The following is a 12,539-nucleotide window of genomic DNA, read 5'->3' on the forward strand; positions in this document are numbered from 1 at the left end:
GCCTTCAACCCGGGCGCCGGGCTCGTGCTGGCGGTCGACCTCGGCGCCACGCACGCGACGGTCGCGGTCGCCGACCTGGCCGCCGTCATCCTCGATGCCCGCACGCGCACGATCGACATCGGCGACGGACCGGAGAGCCTGCTCGACACGATCCTCGCCGACGCCGCCGACCTGCTCGACTCGACCGCCGGCGGCCTCCCGCTCGTCGGCGTCGGCATCGGCGTCCCCGGCCCCGTGGAGCACTCCACCGGCCGACCCACCAATCCGCCGATCATGCCCGGCTGGGACCGGTTCGACGTTCCGGCGTATGTGCAGAAGACCTTCGACGTACCCGTGCTCGTCGACAACGACGTCAACATCCTCGCCCTCGGCGAGCAGGCGATGAGCTGGCCGCAGGTCGAAGACCTCGTCTTCGTCAAGGTCTCGACCGGCATCGGCGCCGGCATCATCGCGGGCGGCCAGCTGCAGCGCGGCGCGCAGGGATCCGCGGGAGACATGGGCCACGTGCAGGTGCCCTCGGGCGCGGGGTCGACCCGCGAGCCCGGAGATGAGCGCGACCTCGAGGCCCTCGCCAGCGGCTCCGCACTCGCGATCGCGCTCCGCGAGGAGGGGCTCGACGTGCACGGGCCCTCGGATGTGGTCGATCTGGTCCGCGCCGGGAACGCCGCCGCGATCGAGGCGACTCGCCAAGCGGGGCGTGACGTCGGCGAGGTCCTCGCGACCGTCGTCAACCTCCTGAACCCGTCGATCATCGTGCTGGGCGGCAGCATCGCCCGCGCCGGGGAACACCTGCTCGCGGGCGTGCGCGAGGTCGTCTACCGCCGCTCGATCCCGCTCGCGACGCAGCATCTGGCGATCGTGCAGTCCCAGGCGGGCGACCGCGCGGCCGTGCTGGGGGCCGCGATCATGGTCGCGCGCGAGGTGCTCTCCCCCGCGAGCGTCGACCGCTACGTGGCGGCGAAGGCGCGCTGATCCGCACCCCCGCCACCCCGCGTGGCGACGGTCAGAGTGTGGCTTCGAACGGATCGAAGTCGGCGGCGATCGCGCCCACCTGATCCAGCGTGCTCTCGACCGGGACGAAGCTCCGCGATTCGGCCGCCTCCTCGATCGACAAGAGCGTGTCGAGCACGTGGTAGCCGAACTCCCCCGTGGCGACGTGCGGCCGGCCGGCGGCGATCGAGCGCGCCATGTCGAGCAGCCCGACGCCGCGCCCGGAGAGCACACCCTCCTGCGCGATGTCGACGATCTCCTGCGTCATCGGCTCCGGCGGAACGAACTGACGGGTGAGCGGACGCGTGATGGTGATCGGACCGCCGAAGGTGTTCGGGTCGGGGATCACGATCGTGCCCTCGGTGCCGGTGATCTCGACGATCCCCTGCCGCAGCAAGGGTGAGTCGGTGCTGTACAGGCTCTGCGCCTGACCGCCCTCCTCGAAGTCCATCAGCACGCTGAGCGTGGAGGGGATCTCGACCGGGAACTCCTGGCCCGCCAGCTCGCCGACCTGCACCCGTCGCGTGGGCGCGCCCTGCAGCCCGAGGGCGGCGACGGCGGCGACCGGTCCGAACACGTGCACGAGGGTCGACACGTAGTACGGGCCCATGTCGAGCAGCGGCCCCGCACCCTTGGCGTAGAGGAACGCAGGGTTCGGGTGGAAGATCTCCGGACCCTGCCACTGGAAGGTGGTCTGCCCGAACAGCGGGCGCCCGATGTCGCCGCGCGCGATCGCCCGCTTGGCGGTCTGCACGCCCGGCCCGAGCACGGTGTCCGGGGCCACGCCGACGCGGAGGCCGGCGGCATCCGCCTTCTCCAGCAGCCGGCGCGACTCCTCGCGGCTGACGCCGATCGGCTTCTCGGTCCAGACGTGCTTGCCTGCGGCGATGATCGCCTCGGAGACCTCGACATGCACCGCCGGGATCGTCAGGTTCACGACGATGTCGATCTCGGGATCGTCGAGCACCACATCGACGCCGCCGGCACGCGGGACGCCGTACTTCGCGGCCTGCGCCTTCGCGCGCTCCTCGATGACGTCGGCGACCGCGATCACACGGACGTCCGGGAAGGTGGTGAGGTTCGACAGGTACTGGTCGCTGATGTTCCCGGCACCGATGATGCCGACGCCGACGGGACCCGCCATCAGCCGGCGACCTTCTCGTCGAGGAAGACACGGCTGCGCTCGATCGCGTCGAACAGGTCGCCCTCGTAGTGGTCGAACTCGACGATCGCGAGCTCGAGCGCCGGGGCTGCGGCGATGGCTTCGACCAGCGGAACGGATCCCTCACCCGCGGCCACCTGGTCGGCGGGCGGGTAGGCGCCGGCGAGCGCCGGGTCGAGCGTGCCGTCCTTCGCGTGCACGGCGATCACGCGGTCACCCAGGCGCTGCAGCAGCGCGACGGGGTTGACACCGCCGCGAGCCACCCAATAGAGGTCGACCTCGAGCACGACGCGCTCGTCGAGCAGCCCGGCGAGGACCTCCAACCCGGTCACCCCGTCGAAGACGGCCTCCAGCTCGTGGGCGTGGTTGTGATACCCGACGCGGACACCGACGGTCGCGCCGATCTCGGCGGCCGCGTTCAGCAGGCGGGCCGTCTCCTCGATCTGCGCGACGGACTCCCAGCGCGCGGGCTCGGTGTACGGTTCGATGACCGTGTCCATCCCCAGCACCCGGGCGGCGGCGAAGACGACGTCGGGCGTGGGGACGGGGATGGTCGTGCCGCTGCCGTCGGGGTTCACGAACGACTCCGAAGCGAGGAAGGCGTGCCCGGACGGGGCGGTGAGCCCGGCGGCCGAGAGCGCGGCGGCGAGCGGCTCGGCACGGCGGACGAAGTCGTAGGGCTCGACGGCCGTGAAGCCGCGGGCGGCGACCGCCGTGAGCGTGCCCTCCAGGTCGGCCTCCAGCTCGTCCTTGATCGTGAACAGCTGCAGGGAGGTCTGAATCGTCATCGGTCGTGCTCCTTCGGTCTTCGGTGACATGTGGGGGTCACTACCCCGTGCAGGCACGCTATCACCAAATACCTCCACGTGGAAGTTTTGATTCGCTAGACTCCCCCCATGCCCGCCGACACGCCAGAGCCTGCCGAGCAGCCCCGCCCGCGGGGCACCTACGCCAAGGGGATCGCTCGCCGACAGGAGATCCTCGATCGCGCCATCGAGGTCTTCGCCGAACGCGGTTCCGACCGCACGAGCCTGCGGGCGATCGCGCGCGAAGTGGGCGTCACGCACGCCGCCCTCACCCACTACTTCGGGTCTCTCGAAGAGCTGCTCGTCGCCGTCTACGAGGAGAGCAACGCGCCGGGGCGGCAGCCCGATCCCCCGTCGGCGGATGCGACGCCGGTCGAGATGATGATCGAGTCGGCACGCTTCAACCGCGCGATCCCCGGCCTCGTGCAGCTGTATTCGACCCTTGTCGCGTCGGCACTCGAGGAGGGCCACCCGGCGGCGCGCACGTTCGCCACCGGTCGTTTCACACGTCTGCGCGAACGGCTCGCCGAGACCGTGCGGCGACAGCAGGAAGGCGGGCAGATCCGGAAGGACGTCGACGCGGACGCCGTCGCGGCTCTCGTCGTCGCGGCGTCGGACGGCCTTCAGACGCAGTGGCTGCTCGACGAGACGGCCCCGCAGCACGAGGCGCTCGCGCTGCTCGACCGGCTGCTGCGCCCGCCCGTCTAGGCTCGAAGCGTGACGCCCGTGCCGGACTCCCCCTACGCCCGGGCGCTCGGCGAACGCATCGACGAGCTGCACCCTCGCCTGCGCGCCTACTTCTCGGCGGTCCCCGACGGCGCCGTCGGCATCGGCGAGGGCGTGTTCCACGTCGTCGGCACGCCGCGGCGGTGGCTGTGGCCCGTGCTCCGCGTCCTCGAACGTCGCGGGGTCGTCGCCGCCGTCTGGGAGCGCGACGTGCCCTTCCGCGTCGAGAACCGCACGATCGCATCGAGGGCCATCGGCGAGCGCACGTTCCGCTTCACCCGCGGCCCGTGGGTCATGCGCGATGCGGTCGCGCTCACCCGGCACGGTCGCGTGCTCGACGAACTCGGCGAACCCGGACTCATCGCGGCCTGCTTCGACGTCGACGTGCGCGACGGCGGACTGCACCTCAAGAGTCGGGCTGTCGGGGTGCGACTCGGACGGCTCCGAATCCGCGTCCCCCGCCTGATCGCACCGGTCGTCCGCCTCACGGAGCGCTTCGACGACGCCATCGACCGGCAGCAGGTGGCACTCACGATCGACGCGCCTCTCCTCGGCCGCGTGTACGAATACCGGGGCGACTTCGAGTACCGCGTCCCGCACATCGCCGAGGTCCCCCGCACCGCAGAGAAGGAGCAGTCCGCATGAGCACAGGCCGGGTCGTCATCGGCGGGTCCACGGGCTTCATGGGGAGCCACCTCGTCTCCCGACTCCGCGCCGAGGGCCGCGAGGTCGTCACGATCTCGCGCTCCGGCGCCGACATCCGCTGGGGCGATCAGGTCGAGATCGACCGCGCGGTCGACGGCGCCTCCCTGGTCATCGGCCTCGCGGGCAAGAGCGTCAACTGCCGGTACACGCCGGAGAACCGCGCCGAGATCTTCCGGTCCCGGCTCGACACCACCACCTCGCTGAGCACGGCGATCGCCCGCGCGTCTGCGCCTCCCGCCCTGTGGGTGAACTCCTCGACGGCCACGATCTACCGGCACGCCGAAGACCGTCCGATGACCGAATCCACGGGCGAGCTCGGCACCGGCTTCTCGGTCGAGGTCGCGAAGGCCTGGGAGAAGGCGTTGTTCGCCGAAGAGCTGCCCGCCACTCGCCGCGTCGCCCTCCGCAGCGCCATCGTGCTCGGCCACGGCGGCGTGCTCGGGCCCCTGAAGAACCTCGTCCGGCTCGGGCTCGGCGGTCCGCAGTACGACGGCCGGTGGCCCGCGACCGCCGCGCGACGCCGGGCCGGGACCGTTCACCACTTCCGCGCGCGCCGCGGGAGTCAGCGGTTCAGCTGGGTGCACATCGACGACGTCGCGCGCATCATCGACTTCATCGAGCAGACGCCGTCACTCGAGGGTCCCGTCAACGTCGCATCCCCGAATCCGGTCGACAACGTCGAGTTCATGGCGACGATCAGGCGGGTGCTGGGTGCTCGCATCGGCCCGCCGCTGCCCCGCTGGATACTCGAGCTCGGCGCCATCGGCATCCGCACCGAGACCGAACTCGTCCTGAAGAGCCGGTGGGTGCTGCCGGAGAAGCTCACCGCCGCGGGCTTCGAGTTCCGCCACCCGCAGTTGGAAGAGGCGATCCGCGAGTCCTTCGACCGCGGAGGGGTCTCGGCCTAGGAGGCGGCGCCGGCGGATCCGGAGGCTGCGTCCCCGTCGCGGCGGCGCTTCTCGAGCTCCTCGCGGAGCCGCCATTCCTCGATCTCGCGGTCGAGGTCGGCGATCTGCTGCTCGGTCGTGCGCGTGTCCGCCGGCGGCGAGGGGCGCACGTCGGCGCGGGTGGCGGTCGGCCGCTCGGCTCGACGCACGCGAGGGATGGAGACGCCGGCCTCGCCGTACTCGCGTCCGATGGCGAACCACAGCACGCTGCCGACGAACGGCAACAGGATCACGATGATGATCCACACCATCTTCGGCAAATGCTTCACCAGGGCGTTGTCGCGGGTGATGATGTCGATCAGTGCACCGATCATCAGGGCGATGACGAGGAGCGAGAACAGGAACGGCATGAGTTCAGGGTAGACGACGGCGTGACGGACCGCGCCGACCCGAACCGCTTCTACGGCAGCAGGTGTCCGGCGGCGCGGAACAGCTCGTACCACTCGGGCCGGGTCAGCTCGAGGTCGGCGCCCATCGCGGCCTCGCGCACGCGCTGGGGTGTGGTCGTGCCGAGGACCACCTGCATGCCGGCGGGGTGACGGGTGATCCAGGCGGTCGCGATGGCGAGCGGAGTCACGCCGTACGACGCCGCGAGGCGATCGATCACCGCGTTCAGCTCGGGGTACTCGGGGTTGCCGAGGAACACGCCGTGACCGCGGCCGTCCTGGAACGGCGACCAGGCCTGGATCGTGATGCCGTTGATGCGGCAGTACTCCACGATGCCGCCGCCGTCGCGCACGACGCTCTGCTCGTGGCCGGCGATGTTCGCCGCGACCGGCTGGGCGAGGATCGGCGCATGGGTGATCGACAGCTGCAGCTGATTGGCGACCAGCGGCTGCCGTACGGCCGTGCGGAGAAGGTCGATCTGCCGCGGTGTGTGGTTCGAGACACCGAAGGCCCGGACCTTGCCCGCGGCCTCCAGATCGTCGAACGCACGGGCGACCTCCTCGGGCTCGACGAGCGTGTCGGGGCGGTGGAGCAGCAGCACGTCGAGGCGGTCGGTCTGCAGGGCAGCGAGCGACCCTTCGACCTGGGCCACGATGTGCTCGTACGAGAAGTCGAACGTCCCCTGCGCCGGCACGATCCCGCACTTGGTCTGCAGCACGATCTCGTCGCGCTCGGAGGCGCTGAGCTGCAGGGCACCGGCGAAGCGCGCTTCGCAGTGGTGCATGCTCCCGCCGTAGATGTCGGCGTGGTCAAAGAAGTCGATGCCGGACTCCCGCGCGGTGGCGTAGAGCGCCCGGATGTGCGCCTCGTCTTTGTCGTTGATACGCATCATGCCGGCGATGACGGCGGGGGCGGTGGACGATCCGAACGGCACGGTCTTCATGCGCACCACGCTACTGTGCGCCGCCGACGTCAGCCGTCGTCGGCGGTCGACGCCGGGAGGAGTCTCGTGATCGGGATGTCGAGCGCCGCGGCGATACCGGCGAGGTCGACGACCGTGAAGTCGGTCAGCCCTTCCAGCAGCTCCGAGAGCGCGTCCGGCGTGATGCCCGAGAGCTCGGACAGTCGAGAGAACGACAGCCCGGCGTGCATTCGCGCGCCGTTCACGGTGGATGCCAACATCTGACGCAATTCTGTCCCCATACGCCTACGCTAGTACCCCGCACGGACACGCAGACCTGTCGATTGCACCATAATGGCGGCATTCTGGAGTCGGTGCGCTGCTATCGTGAGCCGGGTGAAGACACCGGCCGAGGAATTCAACAACGCCGTGGGGCGCCAGATCCGCGGCGAGATCGCCGCGTCCAGGAGCAGCATCGCGGCGATGGCGCGCACCATCGGTATCGCGCGCAGCGCCCTCGACAACTACGTCACCGGCAAGCGTGCCATCCCGGTCCCGGTCGTCTACTCGGTCTGCGACGCTCTCGGCCTCGAGCCCCACGTGCTCTTCGCTCGCGCAGAGGAACGCCTCAGAGCAGACGGGGAGACGAGCGCGCGCATCACCCCGATCCGCCCCACCCCCGATGTCGCCGGTCCGCGAGAAGATACCCGCGAGGTCGCCTTCGAATCCCGCACGTCGCACGACTCGGATACGGACGACCTCTACGACTAGCGGCGCACACACTGCCGCCCCGGCACGGCGAGGAGGAGAGCGATGGACGACCTTCTGCACCTCGCCGAGGAACAGCGACTGCGCATCGTCGAGGGTCCCGGCCGCACGCGCGGCGGCTTCGATCCCCTGACCCGCACGATCCGACTCAATCCCGGTATGAGCGCGCGCACCACACGCAGTGTGCTCGCCCACGAGCTCGGGCATGCGCAGTTCGGGCACACTCCGGCGCGCGTGCCCGTGATCCGTGCGCAGCAGGAGCGCCAGGCCGACGAGTGGGCGGCCTGTCGGCTGATCACCCCGCGCGCCTATGCCGAGGCAGAACAGCTCCGCGGGCCGCACCTGGCCAGTCTGGCCTTCGAGCTCGGGGTCACCATCGAGCTGGTCACCGCCTACCAGCAGCTCCTGCGTCAGGGTGCCGTCCCGGTCGCTGGTTGAATACCGTCATGGCCTTCCTCGTCGCTCCCGCCCCCGTCACCCTCACCGGCGAACTCGTCGAACTCCGTCCGCTCGAGCGCTCGCACGTCGACGGTCTCATCGACGCCGTGCAGGAGGGCGACCTGTGGAAGACGGCCTGGTACACCTCGGTTCCGGCCCCCGACGGCGTGGGCGCAGAAGTCGACCGACGCCTCTCGCTCATCGAGAAGGGCGAGATGGTGCCGTTCACCGCTTTCGGCGCCGACGGACGCATCCTCGGACTCACCTCGTACTACGACATCGTCGCCGACGTCCCGCGTCTGCACATCGGCTACACCTGGAACCGTCCGTCCGCCCACGGCACGGGTACGAACGCCGAGTCCAAGCTCCTCCTGCTCCGGCACGCCTTCGAGACGCTCGGGGTGTTCCGCGTCGGCCTGACCACGCAGTGGGTCAACTTCCAGTCCCGCACAGCTATCGAGCGGCTCGGAGCCAAGCAGGACGGCGTGATGCGGGCCATGAGCCGCTACCGCAACGGCGCGCTGCGCGACAGCGTGGAGTTCTCGATCATCGAGCCGGAGTGGCCCGCGGTGCAGGCCAACCTCGAGGCGAGGCTCGCCAAACGACGTTGAGCGGACCGCGTTGAGCGGACGGCATTGCCGTCCGCGATGCGTCACTCGGTGGCGTTGCCCGACCAGTTGTTCGACCGGCGGGTGGCCGACCCTCCCTGGCGGAGCATGAACGCCATCGCCAGCGTGACGAGGAGGAGGCCGCCGCAGAACGCGAGCGCCTGGAAGTCGGGCAGCCCGAACGAGATGCCCATCGTCCAGATGCCTCCGATGAAGAGGATCATGAAGAAGAGGAAGCTGAGGATCACGGGATCTCCTGTCGTCGGTGCCATCTACCAGGATAGCCCCGGCGCGGAAACCCCCTGTGCACGCACTTGGTCGCCTGCTCTGCTGGGAGCATGAAGACACCATTGACCGCGGTCGCCGTCTCCTGCACGCTGAAGCCGTCGCCCGCCTCCTCCAGTTCCGATCTCCTCGCGACGCAGCTGCTCGACGCTCTCGCCGGCCACGGCGTCACGGGAAGTCTCGTCCGCGCTGTCGACCTGTCCATCAGTCCCGGAGTGCAGAAGGACATGGGCGACGGCGACGAGTGGCCAAGCGTGCGACGACGCATCCTCGACGCCGACATCCTCGTGTTCGTGACGCCGACGTGGCTCGGTCAGCACTCGAGCGTCGCCCAGCGCGTGCTCGAACGCCTCGACGCGGAGCTCAGCGAGACCGACGCGAGAGGACGGCCCACCCTCTTCGACAAGGTCGCGCTCGCGGGCATCGTCGGCAACGAGGACGGAGCCCACCACATCGCGGCGATCGTCTTCCAGGCTCTCGGAGACGTCGGCTTCACGATCCCCGCTCAGGCCTCGGTCTATTGGAACGGTGAGGCGATGCACACCACCGACTATCAGGACCTCGACGAGACGCCGGAGAAGGTCGCCTCGGCGATCGGGACGGCCGCGCGGAACGCCGCGCACCTGGCCCGGCTGCTCAAGGCGCAGGAGTACCCGGCGAGCTGACATCGGGCTGCGTCGTGAGGAAAGTGATGACCTCGTCCCGGCGCGACTTCTCGAGCGTCATACCGGCGAGCTCGAGGCGTCGGTACACCCGCTTCGGCAGCGGCGGCAGCTCGGCGGAGAACCCTCGCGGCGGCTTCGCGATCCCGGTGACCACCGAGAGGTCGACACCGGACCCGCCGCGCACTTCGAAGCGTGCGTAGTCGCTGCGGGTCCGCCAACGGAGGAGCTCGAGGTCCCGGAACGGGATCGAGTAACGGGCCTCCCCCACGCGGATCCGGAGTTCGTCGTTGCCGAAGGCGACCGCGCACTGCTGCGTGCGGCGACGCAGGATCGCGGTGAAGGCCAGGTATACGGGGAGTCCGACCACGATCCCGAGGAGGAGGATGGCGAGGCGCGGGCCCATCCGCATCGCGATGTCGTCGAGCGCGATCAGCGCGACGACACCGAGGAGCCCGAAGACCACGACGATCGCCACGATCGCCTGCGTGAGGCTGCGCATCCGGAGCTCGATGCCGGGGAACCGCACGACCGAACCGTCGCCGCTCTCCTCGCGTTCCCACTCCGGGGCCACGGGCAGCGGGCGCTTCTTCGCATCCCGGCGCCCGAGCAGATCGGTGACGCGGCTGAGCAGCCCGAGCCAGATCCATCCGACCGCGGGGATCGCCGCCATCTGCATCACCACGGCGACACCGCGAACGGCAGCGGGGAACGGGTCGAGTAGGTCTCCCCCGAGCTCGATCACCGAGGCGACGATCACGCCCAGGAGCACGGCCACGATCACGTGGAGGATCGCGCCGTTGCGCGCGGGCACCATGTCGAACGTCGCATTCACGAACGCGAAGCCGAAGCACCAGCCGCCGACCAGCATGAGCAGGAAGGGGAAGAAGCTCAGATCGTCGCCGGCGAGCGTGAAGCCGATGGCGGCGAACAGCAGCACCGCGCCCCAGAGGAGCGGGTTGCGCACCAGCTTCCGGGTCACGGTCGTACGCACGCGCGGGTCGTCGGCGGTCGTGTTCTCCGTCATCGGGATCCGCCCGTCTGCCCGCGTGCCGCGCGGACGATCTCCTCGAGCCGGCGGAGATAGGCGTCGAAGGACTCCCGCCCCGCCTCGGTCAGGGCGATGCGACGCGCGCGCTGATCGGTGGGGCTGTTCGTCACGACGACGACTCCCGCATCCGTCAGAGCGGACACGTGCTTCGACAGTGCCGACTTGCTCACCCCGACCAGGCGGAGCAGCGTCGAGAACTCGATGTAGTCCGCGGGAGCCAGGGCGGAGAGCACACTCAAACGCACCGGCTCATGCAGCAGCGGATCGAGGCGCGGTGTCACCGCATCCCCTCCCTGCGCGTCACTCATCTCGCTTCCCGGATGCCGCCGCGGCCGGAACGCTCGCGAGGCGCTGCAGACCCGGTCGGCAGACGAGGAGGATCACGACGACGGCGGCGAGCGCTCCGATCGTGTTGGGGAGGATCCATCCCGCCGCGCGCACGGGGAACTGCACGGCGGCGAATGCGGCGAGCGCCAGCAGGGCACCGCCCCATACCAGCCAGGTGCCGGCACGGTCGGACCAGGTCAGCCGCAGCCGGATCGACAGCATCGAGAAGAGCCCGACGATCCCCAGCACGACGAGTGCCGAGAGGTAGATCATGTCCATGTCGATCATCAACCCGATCGCCAGCGCTCCCGCCGACGCCACGAGGGAGGCGACCCACGCCCCGTTCCGCACCGACACGCTCTTCGTCTGCTTCACGGCCGCGAGGCGGGCCGCTGCTTCGTCGCTGTCCATGTTTCCCCCTCGAATTTCGTTTCCTGAGAAGAAACTAACACGTAGTTTCCTCACGGGCAACCACTGCGGAGCGATTCGGTACGAAGCGGGTTGGGAGCGGGTGAAGGTGCGGGTGGCACCCGGGTGAGCGTTGCGGGTGATTTCGCGTCGTCGCCACGTCCGCACGGGCGAGCGCGACCAATAATCACCTGAGAGCCCGTGACTCCTCCGGCCGCGGGCGAATCATCGACGAGAGGACGTGCGGCGCTCATGTGCACACGAGTTGTCTGGCCCGATGCCAATGGTGCAGTCATCGTTGGCCGAAACATGGACTTCCATATGGACCTGCTCTCCAACCTCTGGAAGCTCCCCCGCGGCATCGAGCGCTCCGACGGTGTCCATGGCACGCTTACCTGGAAGGCCAAGTACGGAAGCATCATCGCGACGGCGTTCGACCTCATCGCGTGCGACGGCATGAACGAGAAGGGCTTCGCGGGTCACATCCTGTGGCTTGCCGAATCCGACTATGGCAGACCCGCAGCGGATGCGACTCAGCTGAGCCAGGCGGTGTGGCTGCAGTACTATCTCGACAACTTTGCCACGGTCGCCGAGGCCGTCGCGTGGACGAACGAGTCGCAGGTGCAGATCGCTCAGCTCTTCGACCCGACGGGGCACCTCGTTCCCACGCTGCACCTGGCGATCAACGACGCGACCGGCGACTCGGCGATCATCGAGTACACCGACGGTAAGCCGAAGGTCTACCACAGCCGCGAGCACCAGGTGATGACCAACTCCCCGACGTTCGACAAGCAGCTCGACCTCGTGAAGGAGGTCGAAGGCCTCGGCGGTGACAAGCCGCTTCCCGGGTCGACCTTGGCCAGTGATCGCTTCGCGCGCGCCTCCTTCTACGTGGCGCACCAGAAACAGCCGAAGACTCAGATCGAGGCGATCTCGGCGATGTTCAGCATCATCCGCAACGCTGCACAGCCGTTCCGAACGCCGGAGGAGGGCAAACCCGACGCGTCGCAGACCATCTGGCAGGTGGTGCTCGACCTCACCAACATGCGCTACGCCTTCGAATCGACGACCCGACCGAACATCGTCTGGGTCGATTTCGCCGACATGAGCTTCAACGAGGGCACCAAAATCCTCAAGCTCGACCTGGTGGGGCGACTGGCTTTGGAGGGCGGCCTGGTCGGCAACGCCAGCCACCATTTCGCGGATGTCGGAGAGCTCGGCCAGCAGGTGCTGGCCACCGGGACCGAAGCACTCGAGTTCGTGGCGCGCAAGCAGGACGAGTTCGCCGCGATCACGAAGGCCGTTCAGAGCCTGGTCGGCGAGAAGAAGCCCCACGCCGCATAACGCCCGGCACCGCCCGATCGACTT

At 69.3% G+C, this 12,539-nt stretch carries 18 protein-coding genes; 9 read left to right on the top strand and 9 right to left on the bottom strand.

Annotation, left to right across the window (positions count from 1 at the left end; genetic code table 11):
- A partial coding sequence (locus GZ67_RS0115770; protein WP_036330432.1) for an ROK family protein occupies window positions 1-972 on the top strand: 972 nt, incomplete at its 5' end.
- A gap of 31 nt (window positions 973-1,003) precedes the next feature.
- Here the strand turns inward: GZ67_RS0115770 and GZ67_RS0115775 are convergent.
- Window positions 1,004-2,134 (bottom strand): Gfo/Idh/MocA family protein, encoded by a 1,131-nt coding sequence (locus GZ67_RS0115775; protein ID WP_029262669.1) that lies wholly within the window; start codon window positions 2,132-2,134, stop codon window positions 1,004-1,006.
- Window positions 2,134-2,940 carry a sugar phosphate isomerase/epimerase family protein gene (locus GZ67_RS0115780; protein ID WP_029262670.1) on the bottom strand — a complete coding sequence of 269 codons (807 nt, stop codon included), beginning with the start codon at window positions 2,938-2,940 and terminating at the stop codon, window positions 2,134-2,136. Before GZ67_RS0115780 ends, GZ67_RS0115775 begins: the two co-directional genes overlap by 1 nt.
- 108 nt (window positions 2,941-3,048) lie before the next feature.
- Between GZ67_RS0115780 and GZ67_RS0115785 the strand changes: the two genes are divergently transcribed.
- Genes GZ67_RS0115785 through GZ67_RS0115795 form a run of 3 tightly spaced genes read left to right on the top strand, consistent with a single transcriptional unit; the run spans window position 3,049 to window position 5,297 of the window.
- Window positions 3,049-3,666, top strand: coding sequence for a TetR/AcrR family transcriptional regulator (locus tag GZ67_RS0115785; RefSeq protein ID WP_029262671.1), 618 nt, complete (start codon window positions 3,049-3,051; stop codon window positions 3,664-3,666).
- Window positions 3,667-3,675: 9 nt separating this feature from the next.
- Complete coding sequence (locus GZ67_RS0115790; RefSeq protein WP_029262672.1) at window positions 3,676-4,329, top strand: DUF4166 domain-containing protein; 654 nt, start codon at window positions 3,676-3,678, stop codon at window positions 4,327-4,329.
- A complete protein-coding gene (locus GZ67_RS0115795; protein ID WP_029262673.1) occupies window positions 4,326-5,297 on the top strand; it encodes an epimerase in 972 nt (323 codons plus the stop codon). Before GZ67_RS0115790 ends, GZ67_RS0115795 begins: the two co-directional genes overlap by 4 nt.
- Here the strand turns inward: GZ67_RS0115795 and GZ67_RS0115800 are convergent.
- Genes GZ67_RS0115800 through GZ67_RS0115810 form a run of 3 tightly spaced genes read right to left on the bottom strand, consistent with a single transcriptional unit; the run spans window position 5,294 to window position 6,926 of the window.
- Window positions 5,294-5,686, bottom strand: coding sequence for a PLD nuclease N-terminal domain-containing protein (locus GZ67_RS0115800; RefSeq protein ID WP_029262674.1), 393 nt, complete (start codon window positions 5,684-5,686; stop codon window positions 5,294-5,296). The two genes, GZ67_RS0115795 and GZ67_RS0115800, sit on opposite strands and share 4 nt — an antisense overlap.
- A gap of 50 nt (window positions 5,687-5,736) precedes the next feature.
- The gene (locus GZ67_RS0115805) at window positions 5,737-6,666 is read right to left on the bottom strand and encodes an aldo/keto reductase (RefSeq protein ID WP_029262675.1); all 930 of its coding nucleotides are present in this window, start codon (window positions 6,664-6,666) and stop codon (window positions 5,737-5,739) included.
- Window positions 6,667-6,695: 29 nt separating this feature from the next.
- Complete coding sequence (locus GZ67_RS0115810; protein WP_231481829.1) at window positions 6,696-6,926, bottom strand: helix-turn-helix domain-containing protein; 231 nt, start codon at window positions 6,924-6,926, stop codon at window positions 6,696-6,698.
- 94 nt (window positions 6,927-7,020) lie between these two features.
- Between GZ67_RS0115810 and GZ67_RS0115815 the strand changes: the two genes are divergently transcribed.
- The 3 genes from GZ67_RS0115815 to GZ67_RS0115825 are packed head-to-tail and all read left to right on the top strand — an operon-like array spanning window position 7,021 to window position 8,441.
- Entirely contained in the window at window positions 7,021-7,395 is a 375-nt protein-coding gene (locus GZ67_RS0115815; protein ID WP_231481830.1) for a helix-turn-helix domain-containing protein, read from the top strand.
- Window positions 7,396-7,437: 42 nt separating this feature from the next.
- Entirely contained in the window at window positions 7,438-7,830 is a 393-nt protein-coding gene (locus GZ67_RS0115820) for an ImmA/IrrE family metallo-endopeptidase (RefSeq protein WP_029262678.1), read from the top strand.
- Window positions 7,831-7,838: 8 nt separating this feature from the next.
- Window positions 7,839-8,441 carry a GNAT family N-acetyltransferase gene (locus GZ67_RS0115825; RefSeq protein ID WP_029262679.1) on the top strand — a complete coding sequence of 201 codons (603 nt, stop codon included), beginning with the start codon at window positions 7,839-7,841 and terminating at the stop codon, window positions 8,439-8,441.
- 41 nt (window positions 8,442-8,482) lie between these two features.
- On the opposite strand, the gene GZ67_RS0115830 is transcribed toward GZ67_RS0115825, so the two are convergent.
- Window positions 8,483-8,710 carry a hypothetical protein gene (locus GZ67_RS0115830; RefSeq protein ID WP_231481831.1) on the bottom strand — a complete coding sequence of 76 codons (228 nt, stop codon included), beginning with the start codon at window positions 8,708-8,710 and terminating at the stop codon, window positions 8,483-8,485.
- 66 nt (window positions 8,711-8,776) lie between these two features.
- Here GZ67_RS0115830 and GZ67_RS0115835 point away from each other — a divergent pair, with 66 nt between their 5' ends.
- Window positions 8,777-9,388, top strand: coding sequence for a flavodoxin family protein (locus GZ67_RS0115835; protein ID WP_029262681.1), 612 nt, complete (start codon window positions 8,777-8,779; stop codon window positions 9,386-9,388).
- Here GZ67_RS0115835 and GZ67_RS0115840 read toward each other — a convergent pair.
- From GZ67_RS0115840 to GZ67_RS0115850, 3 genes are read right to left on the bottom strand one after another with little or no spacing between them, the layout of a single operon-like run.
- Entirely contained in the window at window positions 9,360-10,412 is a 1,053-nt protein-coding gene (locus GZ67_RS0115840; RefSeq protein WP_029262682.1) for a hypothetical protein, read from the bottom strand. The genes GZ67_RS0115835 and GZ67_RS0115840 overlap by 29 nt on opposite strands.
- Window positions 10,409-10,744, bottom strand: a complete 336-nt coding sequence (locus GZ67_RS0115845; RefSeq protein ID WP_136025726.1) for a transcriptional regulator — start codon at window positions 10,742-10,744, stop codon at window positions 10,409-10,411. The genes GZ67_RS0115840 and GZ67_RS0115845 overlap by 4 nt, the downstream gene beginning before the upstream one ends.
- Entirely contained in the window at window positions 10,737-11,174 is a 438-nt protein-coding gene (locus tag GZ67_RS0115850; RefSeq protein WP_029262684.1) for a hypothetical protein, read from the bottom strand. Before GZ67_RS0115850 ends, GZ67_RS0115845 begins: the two co-directional genes overlap by 8 nt.
- 249 nt (window positions 11,175-11,423) lie before the next feature.
- Here GZ67_RS0115850 and GZ67_RS0115855 point away from each other — a divergent pair, with 249 nt between their 5' ends.
- On the top strand, window positions 11,424-12,515 hold the full coding sequence (locus GZ67_RS0115855; RefSeq protein ID WP_081860026.1) for a linear amide C-N hydrolase: 1,092 nt from the start codon (window positions 11,424-11,426) through the stop codon (window positions 12,513-12,515).
- Window positions 12,516-12,539 lie beyond the last annotated feature (24 nt).

Origin of the sequence: Microbacterium sp. Cr-K20, from assembly GCF_000708325.1 — a bacterium.
In the GTDB taxonomy this organism is placed as follows: domain Bacteria; phylum Actinomycetota; class Actinomycetes; order Actinomycetales; family Microbacteriaceae; genus Microbacterium.

Coding starts and splice junctions, on each gene's coding strand:
- GZ67_RS0115820 (WP_029262678.1), top strand. CDS start 7,438: ATGGACGACCTTCTGCACCTCGCCGAGGAACAGCGACTGCGCATCGTC.
- GZ67_RS0115775 (WP_029262669.1), bottom strand. CDS start 2,134: ATGGCGGGTCCCGTCGGCGTCGGCATCATCGGTGCCGGGAACATCAGC.
- GZ67_RS0115800 (WP_029262674.1), bottom strand. CDS start 5,686: ATGCCGTTCCTGTTCTCGCTCCTCGTCATCGCCCTGATGATCGGTGCA.
- GZ67_RS0115840 (WP_029262682.1), bottom strand. CDS start 10,412: ATGACGGAGAACACGACCGCCGACGACCCGCGCGTGCGTACGACCGTG.
- GZ67_RS0115780 (WP_029262670.1), bottom strand. CDS start 2,940: ATGACGATTCAGACCTCCCTGCAGCTGTTCACGATCAAGGACGAGCTG.
- GZ67_RS0115795 (WP_029262673.1), top strand. CDS start 4,326: ATGAGCACAGGCCGGGTCGTCATCGGCGGGTCCACGGGCTTCATGGGG.
- GZ67_RS0115825 (WP_029262679.1), top strand. CDS start 7,839: ATGGCCTTCCTCGTCGCTCCCGCCCCCGTCACCCTCACCGGCGAACTC.
- GZ67_RS0115810 (WP_231481829.1), bottom strand. CDS start 6,926: ATGGGGACAGAATTGCGTCAGATGTTGGCATCCACCGTGAACGGCGCG.
- GZ67_RS0115835 (WP_029262681.1), top strand. CDS start 8,777: ATGAAGACACCATTGACCGCGGTCGCCGTCTCCTGCACGCTGAAGCCG.
- GZ67_RS0115850 (WP_029262684.1), bottom strand. CDS start 11,174: ATGGACAGCGACGAAGCAGCGGCCCGCCTCGCGGCCGTGAAGCAGACG.
- GZ67_RS0115785 (WP_029262671.1), top strand. CDS start 3,049: ATGCCCGCCGACACGCCAGAGCCTGCCGAGCAGCCCCGCCCGCGGGGC.
- GZ67_RS0115805 (WP_029262675.1), bottom strand. CDS start 6,666: ATGAAGACCGTGCCGTTCGGATCGTCCACCGCCCCCGCCGTCATCGCC.
- GZ67_RS0115845 (WP_136025726.1), bottom strand. CDS start 10,744: ATGAGTGACGCGCAGGGAGGGGATGCGGTGACACCGCGCCTCGATCCG.
- GZ67_RS0115830 (WP_231481831.1), bottom strand. CDS start 8,710: ATGGCACCGACGACAGGAGATCCCGTGATCCTCAGCTTCCTCTTCTTC.
- GZ67_RS0115855 (WP_081860026.1), top strand. CDS start 11,424: ATGTGCACACGAGTTGTCTGGCCCGATGCCAATGGTGCAGTCATCGTT.